Raw genomic sequence first — 18,105 nt, forward strand, 5'->3', positions numbered from 1 at the left:
TTAAAACATCGAATAAAAATGAAAAAGTCATATCCAATCATCTTGTTCATGAGCTTTTGTATGGCTCTATTACTATTTAGTTGTGGGGAAAAGAAAAAAAATGCCGATGAGGCCATTAACAACATCCCTGCGGAATTGGAAACAACCTTAGAGGCAAAAAACTGGGCCGAAAAATTGGGATGGCCTGCCGGAAAAAAGGTAATCATGTTACACGCAGATGACATTGGCATGTGTCCAGAAGCGAACATTGCCGCCAAGGAACAACTGACCAAAGGGGAAATTCAATCAGCTGCGGTCATGATACCCTGCCCCAACGCCGAAGAATTCATAAATTGGGCCAAGGAAAATCCTGCTATGGATATTGGCCTACACCTTACATTAACCAGTGAATGGAAAAAACATCGTTGGGGCCCAATTACCCCAGATGCAGAAGTCCCCGGACTATTGGACCCGGAAGACATGCTATGGAGGAGCGTACCGGAAGTAGTACAACACGCTTCGGCCGAGGAAGTGGAAAAAGAAATAAGGGCTCAAATAGAACAATCCATAGCCTGGGGCTATAAACCGGACCATATAGACACCCATATGGGCACCTTGTTCGGCGACCCCAGTTATGTAAAGGTCTATATGAAAGTAGCCCAGGAATACGGCATTCCAGCAAATATTATAGATATATCCGTTCCTTCGGTTCTGGCAGAGTTTAGAGCAAAAGGGTATCCTATGGATGATTCTGTGGTAAAGATGACCGAAGAATACACCTTGCCCAAATTGGACTTCTTTTCCAGTGCACCAAAGGCGGATTCCTATGAAGAAAAGGTGGAAGCTTTTAAGACCTTGATAAAATCCTTACCTCCCGGACTAACAGAAATCATTTTTCACCCCTCCGTTGAAACCGACAACCTTAGGGGCATTACGGGATCATGGCAACAGCGGGTTTGGGAATCACAGATTTTTGGCGATCCAGACCTCATCAATTTCTTCAAAGAAGAGGGGATAATTTTCACCAATTGGAAAGAAATCATGACCCGTTTTAATTCCATGAAATAAACGCCCATATAGGGAAGAACGCGGAATATTCAATTAAAAGCATATTGATTTAAAGGACCGGATAAGGCCAACTGACCTTCCCGGTCCTTTCTTTTAAATCTTAAACCAAAACAATTATAAAATCTAAATTATCCTAACCATTTTAACATAAATATTAACAGATATTTCATTTTCTGATAAATTATAATGCAAATCCAATAAAATATAATAAGGAAAATAATATTTAATAAGTTTTATTTGTGTATATCCCATTTATGAGGGAAATGATAATCATTTACTTAAAACCTATTTGTCATGAATTCTACCTCTGGAATTATCCTTGCCATTTCATTGATCATTATCATGTTCGGAATGGGCCTATCATTGACACTTTCCGATTTTAAGCGGGTGGTTACCTATCCAAAAGCCATGATCATAGGTCTTATCTGCCAGATGTTGTTGTTGCCGATGATAGGATATTTTATTGCCGTTTCCCTAAGCTTGTCCCCGACAACCGCTATCGGCATTATGTTATTGGCGGCCTGCCCTGGCGGACCTACCTCCAATATGTTGACCTATTTAGCCAAAGGGGATTTGGCCCTATCCGTTTCCCTTACCGCTGTATCCAGCATCATTTCCATTTTAACCATCCCATTTATTGTTCAATTTTCGCTGCAAGAATTTTCCAATGAGAGTATGGCCATTACAGTCGATGCCCTTACTATGATAAAACAATTGATGGTCATTGTGATCATTCCAGTAGGCATCGGCATGTTCATAAAAAGTAAATTTGAAGCCTTTGCGAACAAGATGGAGAAACCGGTAAAAATAGCTTCGGCCATTATATTTGTATTGGTTATCATTGGGGTGACCATTAGCGTCAAGGATGTTTTTATGAGCTATTTAAGTGAGGCAGGGCTACCGGCAATATTGCTCAATGTGAGTACCATGACCATTGGGTTTTTAATGGCAGTACTCTTTAAACTAACAAGACCACAGGCTATAAGCATATCCATTGAAACCGGAATCCAAAATGGCACCTTGGCAATTACCTTGGCAACCATTGCCCTTAACAATGCCGAATACTCTATTGTGCCTGCCATTTATGGCCTGTTAATGTTCGTTACGGCCACGGTAATAATTTTTATAAGGAAACCTCTTGGGGTAAAAGATGAACTAAGCCTCGAGAAAGACTCGGCCAATTAATCCTGACTAACAGAAGATGGAAAAATATCAATTTAATGTTATCCTCGTTTTATTCATCTTTTTTGTCATTTCCTTGCTTATCCATATTGCAACTCCCCTGGCAAACAGCAAAACAATAAAACTGAATTTTTTTTTGGGCAACAATAAAAAATCCGAACCTTAAGGATAATCATTTATGGCCGCTAGAATAGTGTTTTTTTTATGGATGGTTTTATTATTTGTTGGTTGTAAGTCAAATCAATACGATCCTTCCTTGCCACCCAAAGGCTTTGCAAATAACATTAGCCTTAAAATAGCATATACCCTGGGAGCCATTGAGCCTACCATTACCAAGGTAGCAATCCCTAATAGTATCCAGGAGCATAAGAACCTGGTTTATAAGACCATAGACACCACTACATTAAAGCTGGACGTCTACCAACCAAAAGCTTTAAAAAAAGATGCCCCCTTAATAATTTTTTTACATGGTGGTGCTTGGGAAAAAGGAAGGAAAAGCAATGTTTTACACTATTTGATCAGCTATGCCCAGAAGGGATATATAACGGCAACCGTACAATACAGATTGAGCGGCGTGGCAAAATACCCTGCCCAACTCCTTGATGTTTCGGACGCCGTAGAATGGCTGAAATCCCATGCCAAGGAATACAACATCAATGCCCATAGGGTAGCTATCGCTGGTGGTTCTGCAGGGGCACATTTGGCCATGCAGTATGCCTATACCCATTCTTCCAAATCTATGGATAGCAATGGCTTACCCTCCAATGTCCAGGCCGTAATTAATATTTATGGGCCTTCCGATTTAACAACCGAGATTGCCAAAAAGGAAAAGCGGGTACATAGATTTATTGGAAAAACTTATGAAGAAGCTCCGGAAATGTATAAAGAGGCTTCACCAATTTTATATGTAAACAAATACTCCCCGCCTACTATTTCCTTTCATGGCACTTTGGATGAACTGGTGCCCTATGGCCAGTCCAAAAAACTTCATGAAACCCTGAAATCTTATGGGGTACCCAGTTACTATCACGAATTAAAGGGTTGGCCACATGCCATGGACCTTTCCGCAAAAGTGTTCTCATATATTCAATATCATACGGACATATTCTTGGAAAAACATTTAAAATTATGATTAGAAATATATTCATTGCCATAATTGCCTTCACCTTATTACTGGGTTGTAAAGCGAAACAATATGATGTTTCCGTACCCCCAAAGGGATATTCCAACAATACCACTTTAAAGATAGCCTATGCCACTGGGGCATTAAAAATAATTGAAAAAGACTTCCCCGTTCCTGAGGATATTAAGGAATACAAAGATATCACCTACAAAACCGTGGACACTATCCCGCTTAAATTGGACATTTACCATTCCAAGGAAATAGAAAAAGATGCCCCCCTTATAATTTTTATCCATGGCGGGGCTTGGAAAAAAGGAAACAAGCACGACTATCTGGTGTATTTGTCCAGTTTTGCACAAAAAGGCTATGTTACCGCTACCGTTCAATATAGATTGACGGATGTCGCAAAATATCCTGCACAGCTCCACGACGTGGAAGACGCTGTAAGATGGCTTAAACTCAATGCTGCCAATTACCATATAGATGCCACTAAAGTTGCCTTGGTAGGTGGTTCCGCCGGGGGACATTTGGCCTTAATGAACGCCTATTCCAATACACAGGAAGATGTTGATGAAAAAGGAATATCCGCCGCGGTGCAGGCAGTTGTCAATTTTTACGGGCCTTCCAACCTAACCGATGAAACGGCGATCAATGCCTCTTCTGTGCAATATTTAATAGGCAAATCTTATGAAGAGGCCCCTGATCTTTACAAAAAGGCCTCCCCATTATTCCTAATCTCCAAAAACGTACCTCCAACCCTTACATTCCAAGGAACTTTGGATGAGTTGGTACCTTATGAGCAATCGGACATATTACACGCCACCCTGCAAAAGGCCGGTGCCATTTCCTATTACCACAAACTAAAAGGATGGCCACATACCATGGATGCTTCGGTAAAGGTAAATGCCTATTGCCAATACCATATGGACAGGTTTTTTGAAAAGTACATTCCATTCAACTAAATTTTAAGAAACCTCATGAAGTTGCTGAAAAGAATAGCGAAAATCACGGTCATTGCCATTGTAACGGCAATTGGCATAGTGCTGGCTGCTATTTCTATTGCAAGCTATAAGTACAATACTATTGTAAAGGCAACTCCCAATAATCGAACTGATAACTTTAGCCCGGGACAATTGGGTAAATACGTGAATACCTTTATAGGTACAGGGGGCTTTCCCTATTGGGTGTGTGGATTTAACTTTCCGGGTGCTACTGTTCCCTTCGGAATGGTACGCCTAAGCCCAGAAACCATGTCCTTCTTTAATAACACCAAAGATTTTAGTACTTCTGGGTATTATTATGGAGACAATAAAATACTTGGCTTTAGCCATACCCGGTTGGCCGGCACAGGCGCTACCGATGGAGGGCATTTTTTATTTACACCGACCACGACTCCCATTGATAAAATTGATTTCCATTCGGATTACTCACATAAATTTTCCCATAAGAATGAAACCGCATTTCCGGGTTATTACCGTGTAGCATTGAAAAAAGAGGCCATTGTTGCCGAACTCACGACCACAGTACGAAGTGGCCTGCACCGGTATTCCTTTACAAAAGAAGGCAACAGAAATTTACTTATCCATATTACCAATACCACCGGCAACCATCGGGCAAAGGAAGGATTTGCAAACATACTTCCCAAAAACAATGAAATTGAAGGTTTGGTTAGGACCTTTGGCAGCTTTGCAAGCCGATTCGGTGGAGTACAGGTATTCTTTGTGGCCAAATTTGACCAACCGTTTTCCGACTATGGCATATGGGATGGACAAACATTGGACAAAAAGGGCCTGAGTAAAAAAAGTGATAGTCTAAAAATTTATCTCGGATTTGCCCAGGACATCATTAATGCCAAAGTTGGTATTTCGCATGTAAGTATTGAAAATGCCCGTTTAAACCTGGAGACAGAAGCGGGCCATTTTAATTTTGCCGAAATACTCCAAATGGCCAAGGACAAATGGGAAAGAAAACTGGCTTTAATCAAGATTGAAGGCGGCACTCCGGAAGATAAGAAAGTCTTTTACAGTGCTTTATATCGCAGTTTTCAAATGCCAACCATCTTTAATGATGTAAATGGGGAATATAAAGGATTTGACAAAAAAATACACCAAGCCAAAGATTTCAACTACTACACGGATTTATCCTTATGGGACACTTTCCGAACCGTCCATCCATTGTTCAATCTAATAGCCAAGAATGAACAAAGGGACATGTTGGTCTCCTTAGTGGAAATGTCCAAACAAGGGGGTAGCCTGCCCCGATGGCCCTCGGGTTACGGATATAGCAACTCCATGCTGGGCTCTCCAGCAGATATGGTTATTGCGGAATCTTACCTAAAAGGCATACACAATTTTGATATACACCTTGCGTATAAAAAAATGAGACAAGTGGCCCTGGAACCCATTCCCAAGGACAGTTCCGCTGCTGGCCGGGAAGAGATAAACGGATACCTTACCTACGGATATTGTCCTACGGAATTTGGGGATGAAGCCGTAAGCAAGACCTTGGAATATGCCTGGGCCGACCATTCCATAAGCCTTTTGGCTAAAGAACTACAACTCCCTGAAGACCAAGCACTTTTTGAAAGTCATTCCAAATTTTACAAAAATGTATGGAATCCCGACACCCAATATTTTCAGTCCAGATATAAGGATGGACGATTTGTGGAAAAATTTAAGCCCTTACAACTTACCTATACGGATTGGGACGATGAGTATACCAAGGACTATACCGAAGGAAGTGCCCTGCAATGGCGGTGGGCGGTACCTTATGATATGGACGGCCTGGTATCCCTTTTTAAGGACAAAGATTATTTTGTTGATGAACTGAACAACTTTTTCGCCAAAGCCGATCCAAAAATGGCTACCTGGACCCCAGGGTCCTATTATTGGCATGGAAATGAACCGGATATCCATGCGGCCTATCTTTTCAATGCTGTGGACCGGCCAGACTTGACCCAAAAATGGGTTCGTTGGATCCTGGATAATAAATACGATAATTCCTATGTGGGCATAGACGGCAATGATGATGCGGGCACCTTGTCCGCCTGGTATATTTTTAGCTCCCTTGGTTTTTATCCTATTGCCGGAACGGACATCTATCAATTGGGCGCACCATTATTTAAGAATGCTGTTCTCCAAATGGGCGAACATCAATTGACCATTGGCACGGAAAATTATGACCCCAGCAATATCTATGTAAAAAAAATATTGCTAAACAGTAAACCCTTGGATCGCACTTGGATAAAGCACAAAGAAATTGCCAATGGCGGCCAACTAACTTTTATTATGGCCAAAGAGCCACACTATTTAATTAATCAACAATCATCTAAATCTACCTTATGAGACTTTTATTTTTATTCTGTACCTTGTTAGTAATATCATGTAAAGGAAAAATGGAAAAATTACCTGAAGTAGTTCCATTGGACCATCCTGCCATTATAGAACAAGAATTTATATATGAATTGGAAGACGCACTTACTCCGGAATGCCATGCCTCTACAGTAGAAGTAAGTAACGGGACCGTAGTTTCTTCTTGGTTTGGTGGTACCGAAGAAAAAAATGATGATGTTGGTATTTGGGTATCCCGAAAAACTAGTGGTTCATGGTCTACCCCAATAGAAGTAGTGAATGGCGTTCAGGAAGATGGTAGTAGATACCCATGTTGGAACCCTGTTTTGTTTAAACCAAAAGACCAACCGCTTTTTCTATTTTACAAGGTAGGACCTAGTCCTACCGAATGGTGGGGACTCTATATGACGTCCAATGATGATGGAAAAACCTGGTCCGAACCTGTAAAACTCCCAGAGGGTATTCTTGGACCCATTAAAAACCAGCCCATTCAATTGGCAAGTGGCGAAATTCTCTCTCCATCCAGCACGGAAGATGATGAAGCAGGTTGGCAGGTACACTTGGAACTGAGTTCCGACAACGGAAAGACTTGGTCCAAAACCCAACCCCTTAATGATGGGAAAGAGTTAGGTGCCATACAGCCCGTAGTCCTGAATTATGGAAACGGAAAATTACAGCTATTGAGCAGAACCGAAAATGAGGTCATTGCCGAAAATTGGTCCAATGACTATGGCAGCACCTGGAGCAAAATGAAAGCTACGGCCTTGCCCAATCCAAACTCTGGTATAGATGGGGTAAGCCTAAAAGATGGGCGCCAATTATTGGTATACAATCCTACGGGTAAAAATTGGGGAGATCGGGTGCCTTTAAGCTTGGCCCTTTCCAATGATGGCACTAATTGGAAACGCGTTCTGGACTTGGAGCCCTTAAGGGAAAATACGGATAAGGAAGGGGAAGAATATTCATATCCCACCATGATACAAGCTCCCGATGGGAAAGTGCATATCGTATATACATGGAACAGAAAAACGGTAAAATACATTGTTTTAGATCCACAAAAACTTAATTAAGGATAAAAATGGGAAAATGGTTACGGAGATTGCTCAAGTTTTTTGGGGCACTGATATTGCTCTTGGTTATTCTTTTCTTTTTTGCAACCAGTACTATAGATACCACGCCATATTTTGAAACGGAGTATTACAGGAATACTATTGCAAATATAGAGGAAGCTGTAAAGAATAAAACCAAGGCCAAAGGCCCGTTGCTTGCCGGTTTTGCAAGGACAAATATCACCCCAAAAATCACTAGCGGTACTCCCGACCCTACCAAAGGCGAATTCAACAATATTAAAATGGCCGGCTATGGAGATGGTAAAATTGCGACCTCTGTTCACGATTCCATTTTCGCCAAAGCAATTGCTCTTGAAGTCGATAATGAAACCGTTATTCTGATCAATGCGGACCTAGTGGCAATACCGGAAGATGTTGTTAATAAGGTTACCGACAACCTTAAGGGCAAAATTTCCAGAAAACAGCTTTTTTTTGGGGCTACCCACACCCATTCCAGTATTGGCAATTGTATGCCCGGTTATGTAGGCAAAAGTTTCGGTGGGGAATATCAACCAGAGGTAGTAACATGGCTCGGCCAGAAATTTTCCTCCCTTATTTTACAGGCCTTGGCAGACAAACAACCCGCACAATTTTCTTCGGGCTATATTAAAGTTCCCAATTTGGTGCGGAATAGGATCATTGGTGAATCAGGGCGACTCAATGATAAATTGGACCTTTTATCCTTTATTCAGGAAAACGGCAAAAAGGCCACTATCGGCGCTTTTTCCGCGCATGCTACCGTAATAGGTACCGATAACGAACAATATACGGGTGATTATCCGGGATACTTTCAACGGCATTTGGAAATGAATGGGGTTGACCTAGCCATGTTCTTCGCCGGTACGGTAGGAAGTCATTCCAATAAAGGAGTAGGTGAGAAATTTGAAAAAGCCAAATATATTGGTGAAACCCTTGCCGATTCGGCCCGATCTGCTTTAAACAAAATGGAACATCTCACCAATATGGATTTTTCGGCGATATCGTCGGAAATAGAAATTCCGAAGTTGCAATTCCTTTACCTATCGGACCGTTTACGTCTTTCCCCCTACCTCGGCAGCAAACTGATGCCAAAGATGAACCCTATACAGGTACAAGGCCTTAAACTAAATAACCTCATCTGGCTTGCCTTGCCCTATGAATTAAGTGGGGAATACGGTTTGGATTTAAAAAATGCATTGGAACTACAGGGTTATAACTCCGTACTCAGCAGTTTTAACGGCCAGTATCTGGGCTATATCGTACCACAAAAATATTATTATTTTGACACCTATGAAGCTAGGTTAATGGGATGGTATGGACATAGTATGGGAGATTACCTGATGGAGCTCAATTTTAAAATGGCCAATGAATTAACGAACACCAAGCTATAAAAACATAAACCATGAAAACTTTAAAAAAGGCCTTAAAAATACTTGGGATAGGTATACTTCTACTCATCATCGTTGGGGCATCCTTAGTGATGTACAATTGGCGCGATCGCCATCCTGACTACTCCATCGATCTTAAAATTGAAAACAAAACCCCTCAACCCATAAAAGCCGGGTTTTCCAAAAGACCCATAACCCCTACCATTGTGGATACTTGGAACGACGCGAATGGCAACAACAAATACAGCAAGGCTGAAGGTGACACCTATAACGACAACAATAACAATGGTAAATTTGATGCCTATTGGATAGCAGGGATGAGCAATGCCAAACCTGCCCAGGGAGTACATGACGATGTTTGGTCTAGGGTAATGGTAATCGATGATGGCAATACCAGGATAGCCATGATTTCTATGGATGCCATTGGTTTTTTACATGGCGATGTAATCGACATCAGAAAACGAATACCGGCCGAGTTGGGAATAGATTACACTTTATTGTCCTCTACCCATACCCATGAAAGTAATGATCTTGTGGGTATCTGGGGAGAAAACATTTTCAATTCCGGAGTAAATCCAGAAATGATGGAATATGTCAAATCCCAAACGGTAGCCGCCATTACAGAGGCAGCCAATAATTTACGTCCGGCTAAATTGGTTTTTGCAGAAGACCTATCCGGTGAAGATGGCAAACTCATCAAAGACACCCGAAAACCTATTGTTAAGGCTACTGGCATACATTTAATGCAGGTCCTGGATGCCGAAAACGATACTACCATGGGAACCCTTATCAATTGGGCCAACCACCCGGAAACACTTTGGTCACAAAATTTATTGATTAGTTCGGATTTTCCACATTATATAAGGGAAGCCATGGAAAGTGGGGTATATAACGGTGAGGAATTGGCAGAGGAAGGGCTTGGTGGAGTGGCCATATATTTTTCGGGAGCCATTGGTGGACTAATGGCACCACACCCTTCCTTGGGCATTCAAGACCCCTTTACCGGTGAAGAATACTTTAAACCTACTTTTGAGAAAACAAAGGCATTGGGCGATCAAATTGCCCTAATGTCCTTGGCTGCCCTAAAACAAAAAGGAGATACTTTGACGAATTCCAATATTTCGTTGAGGGCAAAGACCGTGTTGGCACCATTGGACAATACCACCTTTAAAGTTGCCAGTGGTATTGGCCTGATAAATATCGGCATGCCGAAATACTTTAAAACCAGAACGGAAGTCGGCGCCATTCGCATAGGCCCTGCCCTATTTTTGAGTATCCCAGGGGAAATATATCCCGAAATTGTATACGGTGGTATAGAAGCTCCGGAAGGGCGTGAATTTGATATTCAGCCTATGGAGATACCCCCACTACAAGAGCTCATTTCCGACAGGTACAAATTTTATCTAGGGCTTTCCAATGATGAAATTGGTTACATCATACCAAAAAGCGAATGGGATACAGGAAAACCTTATCTCTATAATGATAAAAGCGACACCTACGGGGAAGAAAATTCCTTGGGGCCGGAAACAGGTCCTATCATCTATAAGGCTTTAACAGAGGTCATCAAGGATTTGGACTAACATAAGAATATACTTCCAACATAAATTTAACCCTTTGAAGCTCTTTTTTTGATCATTTTCCTATAACTTTAAGGTTCTGTTACTTCCAGGACCTTATTACATGTATACCATAATTGACATTGAAACTACCGGAAACGGGATAAAAGGAAATAAGATTACGGAAATCTCCATTTTCAAATTCGATGGTCATGAAGTCATTGATGAATATACTTCCCTGGTAAACCCTGAATGTGAAATACCCTACTTTATTACAGGATTGACGGGAATCGACAACGATTTGGTACGCAATGCCCCAACATGGGAAGATATAGCTTCAAAGGTATTGGAAATAACGCAGGACACTATATTTGTGGCCCATAGCGTAAATTTTGACTACAATGTCATCAAAAATGAATTTCAGAATATCGGAATTAATTTTTCCCGCAAAAAATTATGTACGGTACGATTGTCCCGAAAACTAATCCCAGGCTTAAATTCCTATAGTTTGGGCAAGTTATGCACCTCTTTAAATATTCCCTTAACGGATCGCCATAGGGCAAAGGGAGACGCCCAAGCCACGGTAATTCTGTTTAAGAAACTACTAAGGACCAATGGCGCTGATAAGGTATTTAAAGCCTTTCTTAACGCCCGCTCACAAGAAGCGACCTTACCGCCATTGTTACCCAAGGAAATTTTTGAAAGACTGCCCAATTCCCCTGGTGTCTATTATTTTAAAGATGCAAAGGGAGCAATAATATATGTGGGCAAGGCCGTAGACATAAAAAAACGGGTTCTTGGACATTTTTATGACAAGTCCAACAAAGAAATTTTAATGTGCAAGGCCACCCACGACATTGATTTTGAATTGTCCGGGAACGAGCTTGTTGCACTTTTAATGGAGTCTGCAGCCATTAAACAACATTTCCCTTTATACAATCAGAGTCAGAAACGTACTTCAACAGAATATGCCATTTTTTCCTATGAAGATAGGAACGGCATACAACACTTGGCGTACAACAAACTAAAATTGACGCCCAGCCCAATATCCACTTTTAATACCATAACGGACTGCAGGTTGTTTTTGGAGGAATTATGTAAGAACTACGGTCTATGTCCCAAATTCTGTCATTTACAGGAAAATATTAGCAGCTGCTCCCATTATAGTATTGCCCAGTGCAATGGAATATGCAGGGGAACGGAATCTCCCATACACTATAATGCCAAGGTACAAAGGGCTATTGAGGCATTGATGGACAAAAACCAAAATTTAGTGATCAGGGAAAAGGGTAGACACGCAAAGGAAGAAGCATTTGTACTGGTGGTAAACAACAAATACAAGGGCTATGGATTCTTGCCACGGCACGAGCAGATTAATAGTATTGATGCCCTGGAAAATTTCTTGGAACTACAAAAAGAAAATATGGATACCAAACGGATTCTGTCATGGTATTTAAGAAAACACCCTAACAAGGCCATTCATTTTTCTCCACTTTCAATATAAAGAAAGATGGCCGGGTATTTCAAATTAATGAAATTCCCAGCCTATTTTTTCTTACCACTGTTCATCAACATCAATACGGCGGTAACCAGACCAACACAAACAGCGCCAAAAACAGAAATCATTATAATTCCGTTGCTCCAATTTACTAATGGCAAGTATTGTAAAATCATAGGTATTTATTTTAGATTTAGTAGGCTAAAATATATACAAACGGAACTATAAAATATGATAAATGTCACTTTTAAAGCGTAGTGGGACAAACATAATCGGTTACCTTATAGCCTGAATCCTTTATTTGATCAAAGCCACCAGCTATATCCACCAGGTTGTGGATACCCCTACTTTTTAAAATGGACGCCGCTATAACAGACCTATATCCTCCTGCACAATGTACATAAAAGGTATCCTCTTTTGGAAATTCGGCCATATGGTCATTTAAGAAATCCAAAGGAGTGTTGTTGGCATTCTCCATATGCTCCGAAAGGTATTCCGATTCCTTCCTAACATCAAAAACAGGAACTTCCTTGTTATCTAAAGATTCTTTCAAGTCCTTGGCGGAAATGGAAGTAATGGTATCATATTCCTTTCCAGCGTTTTTCCAAGCCTTGAAACTTCCCTTCAAATAACCAATAGTGGCATCAAAGCCAACCCTGGACAATCGTATAATTGCCTCTTCCTCCCTACCTTCCGGAGCCACCAATAAGATAGACTGCTTGGTATCGGCTATAAGGGCACCAACCCATGGGGCAAAACTCCCGTCCAACCCAATAAAGATAGATCGGGGAACAAATCCCTTTACAAACTCGTCCTGATGTCTAACATCCAAAATTACTGCATCTGTGGCATTGGCAGCCTCCTCAAAAGCATCGGGTGACAAGGCGGTAGTACCCCTTTCCAATACTTCCCCAATATCCTCATACCCCTCTTTGTTCATCTTTACGTTGAGCGGAAAATATTTTGGAGGTGGCAACAACCCTTCTGTAACCTCCTTAACAAATTCCTCCTTGGTCATATTGGCACGTAGGGCATAATTCATTTTCTTTTGATTGCCCAAGGTATCCACAGTTTCCTTCATCATGTTCTTTCCACAGGCCGAACCAGCACCATGTGCGGGATAAACTACCACATCATCGGCCAAAGGCATAATTTTGTTCCTAAGACTCTCATATAACAGCCCGGCCAAATCCTCTTGGGTCATACTGGCCGCCTTCTGCGCCAAATCCGGTCTTCCTACATCACCTAAAAACAAGGTGTCCCCAGAAAATATGGCATAATCCTTACCCTTTTCATCCCTCAACAAATAGGTGGTACTTTCCATAGTATGCCCTGGGGTATGCAATGCCTTAATGGTAATATCCCCAAGTTTAAATTCCTGACCATCTTCCGCTATTATGGCATCAAAGGAGGGTTTTGCCGTTGGACCATAAACTATAGGTGCACCCGATTCTTTGGATAGGGTAACGTGCCCACTTACAAAATCTGCGTGAAAATGTGTTTCAAAAATATATTTTATGGTCGCTTTGTCTGCCTTGGCCCGCTTAATATAAGGCTCAACCTCACGTAAGGGGTCAATAATGGCCACTTCTCCATTACTCTCTATATAATACGCGCCTTGCGCCAAGCATCCTGTATAAATCTGTTCTATTTTCATCTGTTTTATTTTATGGGTTACAAATAAGCCATCCCAATGACCATCGGCAAATATTCTCCTTGATATATTTCCCTAGCCATCAAAATCTGTTATGGCTCCTTTCAAACTCTAATTTTTCTATGGGGTGTTTAAAAATTAATCAAAATATTTTTAATTATAAAATCACCTTCACAAAGGTAAATAATATAGACCTCCCCGAATGCAACTTTAGTTACTTTGATTCTGATGTGCCACCCTTTCCCTAAGCGAGGGAATGTTATTGGGATCATCGTGATAAGCTACGGCTTCCTTTATCTTGACAAAAAGATATTCCTTGTGCAGACTATTGATAATCCCGCTCTTGAATATTATGTCTCGAATAGGTCCGGTAGCACCGGCTATATAAAACTCGATATTCCTGTTGTGGATCTCTTCAATAACATTGATCAAGACGGCCGATGCGCTGGCATCAATATAGTTAATGGCTTCGGCATTCAAAATAACGGCCTTCAAAGAACGGCCCTTAACATTGATGAATTTAAAAAGCTCACTTTTAAAATAGCCGGAATTCCCAAAATAAAGCTGGGAATCGAACCTTACGATCAACAAATCTGGACGAACCTCGGCCTCATCTCCAAAACGACTAATATTTTTATAATAATCAGAACCCTTAATACTTCCCAACACCGCAAAATGTGGTTTGGAGGTCCTGTACACCATTAAAAGCAAGGACAATAATACCCCTATCAAAATACCCTCTACTATACCAACGCCAAGGGTAATTAAAAAAGTTAACAAAAGAACCATAAACTCATCCCTACTTTGGTACCATAATTTTTTAGGATAGGAAATATCTATTAATCCAAAAACGGAAACCATGATAATGGAGGCCAGTGCTGCCTTTGGCAAATTATAGAATAATGGCGTAAGAAATAACAGTGTTAGGGCTACCACAACAACACTTATTACAGAAGCTACAGTACTCTTGGCCCCAGATTCGTAATTTATGGCCGAACGGGAAAAACTTGCGGTAACCGAATAGGACTGAAAAAATGAACCCACCATATTGGAAGCCCCCAAAGCTATCAACTCCTGATTGGGGTCTATTGTTTCTATGTTGTCCTTTTCTTCAAATGCCCTGCCAATGGAAATTGCCTCCAAATATCCAACGAATGCCAATGTTAGGGCAATTGGCCAAATGTCCCTAACCTTTTCCATGCTGAAACTATGAACATTAAAAGAGGGCAGTCCAGCCGGAACCTCACCTACCACCTGTACATCAAAGGCTTCCAAATTAAAAAAGTAGACCACAAGTGTGCTTAACACCACAACCAACAATATGGCCGGAAATCTATCAAACCATTTTTTAAATGAAGCAATAATAAGGATTCCAATGATCCCGATGGAGAAGTCATAAATATTGGTTTCCGATAAATGTCGAAATGCGTTAATAACCAGTTCGTGAAATTTATTGCTGTTAATGATATCCGCTCCCAACAAATGTTTTAATTGACTAAAAATAATGATCACGGCCGCCGCGGAGGTGAATCCACTAATAACAGGTCTTGACATAAAGTTTACTAGAAACCCCATTCGCAAAAACCCAAATATCAACTGAAATGCCCCTACCATAAACGACAGGAACAACGCCATTAAAATATAGTTTTGTACTCCTGATATAGCCAAGGTCCCCAAGCCTGCAGCTACCAGTAGCGAATCCATAGCCACTGGACCTACGGCAATTTGCCTTGAAGTACCCAAAAAGGCATATGTTAAAATAGGGAACAATGAGGCATACAGGCCATAAACTGGAGGAAGCCCTGCAATCATGGCATAGGCCATACCCTGGGGAATTAAAATTATACCCACGGTTATGCCCGCCACCAAATCTTTTCCAAAAAGGGTTTTGTTATATCTTGGAAGCCAATCCAAGAAAGGTAAAAATCTCCTCATTCACCAAATTTAGTATTAAATAGCTTATTCCAATGTAACGAAGGTTACAGAATTTTAGCTTTTACACACATAACTTCAATCGAAGTTGGTACTAATAAACATTAAAAATTTTATCTTGTGCTCTTAATTATATTAAATCCTTGGAATATGCAAAAAATCCCCTCGATAATAAGTTGTTTAATAGCAGCCTTACTTCTTTGCCAGTGCAGCACTGTAAAATCTGTAACTGAAGAAAAAAACGACGGTTGGATTTCCATGTTCAATGGAAAGGACATAAATGATTGGACCACTAAAATTCACCATTATGAAGTTGGGGACAATTATGGCGACACTTTCAGGGTAGAGGACAGTATTATAAAAGTACGCTATGACAAATATGAGGGCGATTTTAATGAACGATATGGACACCTGTACTACAATACCCCCTACTCCTATTATCATCTAGTGGTAGAATATCGTTTTGTAGGAGAGCTTCACCCGGGAGCCCCAAGTTACACCATAAAAAACAGCGGGGTAATGTTCCATTCCCAAGATCCCAGAACCATGCCCAAGGAGCAGGATTGGCCAATTTCTGTTGAAATGCAATTTTTGGCCGGATTGGAAGAAGGTAAATCTCGACCCACTGGAAATATGTGTTCCCCGGGAACAGATGTAGTATACGAAGGCAAAATTGACCCAAGACACTGTATCAATTCCACCTCCAAAACTTATTTTGGAGAACAATGGGTACGCGCCGAGGCCATTGTTTTGGGAGATTCCATTGTGACCCATATAGTAAATGGAGACAAGGTATTGGAATACACCAAACCACAAATAGGGGGAGGTGTTGCCAACCGATATGATCCTGCCATGAAGATCGACGGTAAATTATTAAAGGAGGGTTTTATAGCCCTTCAAGCAGAGGGACAACCTATAGATTTTAGAAAAGTGGAATTAAAAAACCTAAAGGGCTGTATGGACCCCAAAGCTTCCAACTATCGTAAATATTACATAAAATCCGATCCAGAGGATTGTAAGTACAATTAACTACAAGGCGTAAACAAACTATTGAATATTTCCTCCTACAGGCAATCCACTGGGGACCTTTTGGGGAATTTCCTTGTCAAAATTATCATCATTTAGGGTATTTAAAAAAGAAATTATCAAAGACATATCCTTTACACTGAGCTGAAGCTCCCTTACAAAGGGATCGAACATTTCTTTGGATACTGAGGGATTTCGTGTTTTCCCAAATGAAATATCCTCATAGAATTCCAAAACCTGTTTTAAATTTTGAAAGGCACCATTGTGCATATAGGGCGCGGTAAAACGTAGGTTTCTAAGTGAAGCTGTCCTAAACGCGAAACTTTCCTCAAAGCCGCTATCCGGTTCTGGAACCTTATTGTTTTCCGGAACTCCCAGTACGTGTAACTTATAGTCCGAAAACATGGGGCCATTATGGCAATTGATGCAACCAACCGATTTAAACAGTTCAAAGCCTTCCTTTTCCGAGTGGGATATAGCGTCAACATCCCCTGCCATATATTGATCAAAACGCGAATTGTTGGCCACTAGGGTTCTTTCAAAAGAGGCAATGGACATTCCAATATGAATGCTGTCTATTGGTGCATCCTCACCAAAAGCTTCCGCAAAAAGACTTTTGTATTCAGGAATGGATTCAAGTCTGGAGGCCACTTCGGTTAAAATTTGTGACTTCGAAAAATGGACACCCTTCATTTCTTCCAGAGTCTTGATAGGTTCCAACGCCTGTTTTTCCAAACTCTTTACACGGTCGTCCCAAAACATGGGAGCATTTTCCGGATCATAATCGTCCTTCCCATGTATTCCATTATATGCCGTGTTTAAAATGGTGGGTGAATTGCGTTTCATTTGGGGAATTATGTTGGGCTCCTTAAATGCCCTCTTGCTTCCCAAACCCTGACCATTTGCCCCAATGGACAGATCCAAGAACTCGGCATATCCGGTGGCCGGATGATGGCAACTGGCACAGGCAATGTCCTTGCTGCCCGAAAGAATGGGGTCATAGAAAAGAAGTTTCCCCAAAAGTTCCTTCTCCTTGGAATTTGGATTTCCTATCGGTGTTTTTATAATCTTAGGTAGGGCGGCAACCTTGGCAATCTCCTTGGGCTGAGGTATATCTATTTCCTGTTTCTTGTTAGGATGGCCACAGCCTGCCAAAATTACGAACAGGGCCAGTACATAAATACAAAAATAAATCCTCATACTTCTTTACTTTTACCAAGACAAGTTTACCACATAAACAGCTCAATAACAAGTACAAAAC

14 protein-coding genes are annotated in these 18,105 nt (G+C 41.0%); 10 read left to right on the forward strand and 4 right to left on the reverse strand.

All coding sequences use genetic code 11. The annotated features are described in order from the left end of the window. The first annotated feature begins 18 nt into the window (after nt 1-18). From BUA60_RS16310 to BUA60_RS16350, 9 genes are all read left to right on the forward strand, one after another. The gene (locus BUA60_RS16310) at nt 19-1,047 is read left to right on the forward strand and encodes a polysaccharide deacetylase family protein (RefSeq protein WP_218587936.1); all 1,029 of its coding nucleotides are present in this window, start codon (nt 19-21) and stop codon (nt 1,045-1,047) included. A gap of 294 nt (nt 1,048-1,341) precedes the next feature. Further along, complete coding sequence (locus BUA60_RS16315; protein WP_072863515.1) at nt 1,342-2,232, forward strand: bile acid:sodium symporter family protein; 891 nt, start codon at nt 1,342-1,344, stop codon at nt 2,230-2,232. Nucleotides 2,233-2,407: 175 nt separating this feature from the next. Continuing rightward, entirely contained in the window at nt 2,408-3,361 is a 954-nt protein-coding gene (locus BUA60_RS16320) for an alpha/beta hydrolase (RefSeq protein WP_084532634.1), read from the forward strand. Continuing rightward, nucleotides 3,358-4,314, forward strand: a complete 957-nt coding sequence (locus tag BUA60_RS16325) for an alpha/beta hydrolase (protein WP_218587937.1) — start codon at nt 3,358-3,360, stop codon at nt 4,312-4,314. The genes BUA60_RS16320 and BUA60_RS16325 overlap by 4 nt, the downstream gene beginning before the upstream one ends. 15 nt (nt 4,315-4,329) lie before the next feature. Beyond that, nucleotides 4,330-6,696 carry a GH92 family glycosyl hydrolase gene (locus BUA60_RS16330; RefSeq protein WP_072863517.1) on the forward strand — a complete coding sequence of 789 codons (2,367 nt, stop codon included), beginning with the start codon at nt 4,330-4,332 and terminating at the stop codon, nt 6,694-6,696. Then, nucleotides 6,693-7,772: a sialidase family protein gene (locus tag BUA60_RS16335; protein WP_143153212.1), complete on the forward strand. Its 1,080-nt coding sequence runs from the start codon at nt 6,693-6,695 to the stop codon at nt 7,770-7,772. The genes BUA60_RS16330 and BUA60_RS16335 overlap by 4 nt, the downstream gene beginning before the upstream one ends. 8 nt (nt 7,773-7,780) lie before the next feature. Continuing rightward, entirely contained in the window at nt 7,781-9,181 is a 1,401-nt protein-coding gene (locus tag BUA60_RS16340; protein ID WP_072863521.1) for a neutral/alkaline non-lysosomal ceramidase N-terminal domain-containing protein, read from the forward strand. A gap of 11 nt (nt 9,182-9,192) precedes the next feature. Beyond that, nucleotides 9,193-10,758, forward strand: a complete 1,566-nt coding sequence (locus BUA60_RS16345; RefSeq protein WP_072863523.1) for a hypothetical protein — start codon at nt 9,193-9,195, stop codon at nt 10,756-10,758. A 100-nt stretch (nt 10,759-10,858) separates the two neighbouring features. After that, nucleotides 10,859-12,238, forward strand: a complete 1,380-nt coding sequence (locus BUA60_RS16350) for an exonuclease domain-containing protein (RefSeq protein WP_072863525.1) — start codon at nt 10,859-10,861, stop codon at nt 12,236-12,238. 41 nt (nt 12,239-12,279) lie between these two features. On the opposite strand, the gene BUA60_RS23395 is transcribed toward BUA60_RS16350, so the two are convergent. The 3 genes from BUA60_RS23395 to BUA60_RS16360 all read right to left on the reverse strand — a co-directional run bounded on the left by BUA60_RS23395 (nt 12,280) and on the right by BUA60_RS16360 (nt 15,821). Then, a complete protein-coding gene (locus BUA60_RS23395) occupies nt 12,280-12,408 on the reverse strand; it encodes a hypothetical protein (RefSeq protein WP_262482703.1) in 129 nt (42 codons plus the stop codon). Between the two features lie 71 nt (nt 12,409-12,479). Beyond that, nucleotides 12,480-13,889, reverse strand: a complete 1,410-nt coding sequence (locus BUA60_RS16355) for an MBL fold metallo-hydrolase (protein WP_072863526.1) — start codon at nt 13,887-13,889, stop codon at nt 12,480-12,482. 207 nt (nt 13,890-14,096) lie between these two features. Further along, entirely contained in the window at nt 14,097-15,821 is a 1,725-nt protein-coding gene (locus tag BUA60_RS16360; RefSeq protein WP_072863528.1) for a SulP family inorganic anion transporter, read from the reverse strand. A 147-nt stretch (nt 15,822-15,968) separates the two neighbouring features. Between BUA60_RS16360 and BUA60_RS16365 the strand changes: the two genes are divergently transcribed. After that, on the forward strand, nt 15,969-16,847 hold the full coding sequence (locus BUA60_RS16365) for a 3-keto-disaccharide hydrolase (protein WP_072863530.1): 879 nt from the start codon (nt 15,969-15,971) through the stop codon (nt 16,845-16,847). Nucleotides 16,848-16,865: 18 nt separating this feature from the next. On the opposite strand, the gene BUA60_RS16370 is transcribed toward BUA60_RS16365, so the two are convergent. After that, nucleotides 16,866-18,044: a cytochrome-c peroxidase gene (locus tag BUA60_RS16370; RefSeq protein ID WP_072863532.1), complete on the reverse strand. Its 1,179-nt coding sequence runs from the start codon at nt 18,042-18,044 to the stop codon at nt 16,866-16,868. Nucleotides 18,045-18,105 lie beyond the last annotated feature (61 nt).

Origin of the sequence: Arenibacter palladensis, from assembly GCF_900129275.1 — a bacterium.
GTDB lineage: Bacteria > Bacteroidota > Bacteroidia > Flavobacteriales > Flavobacteriaceae > Arenibacter > Arenibacter palladensis.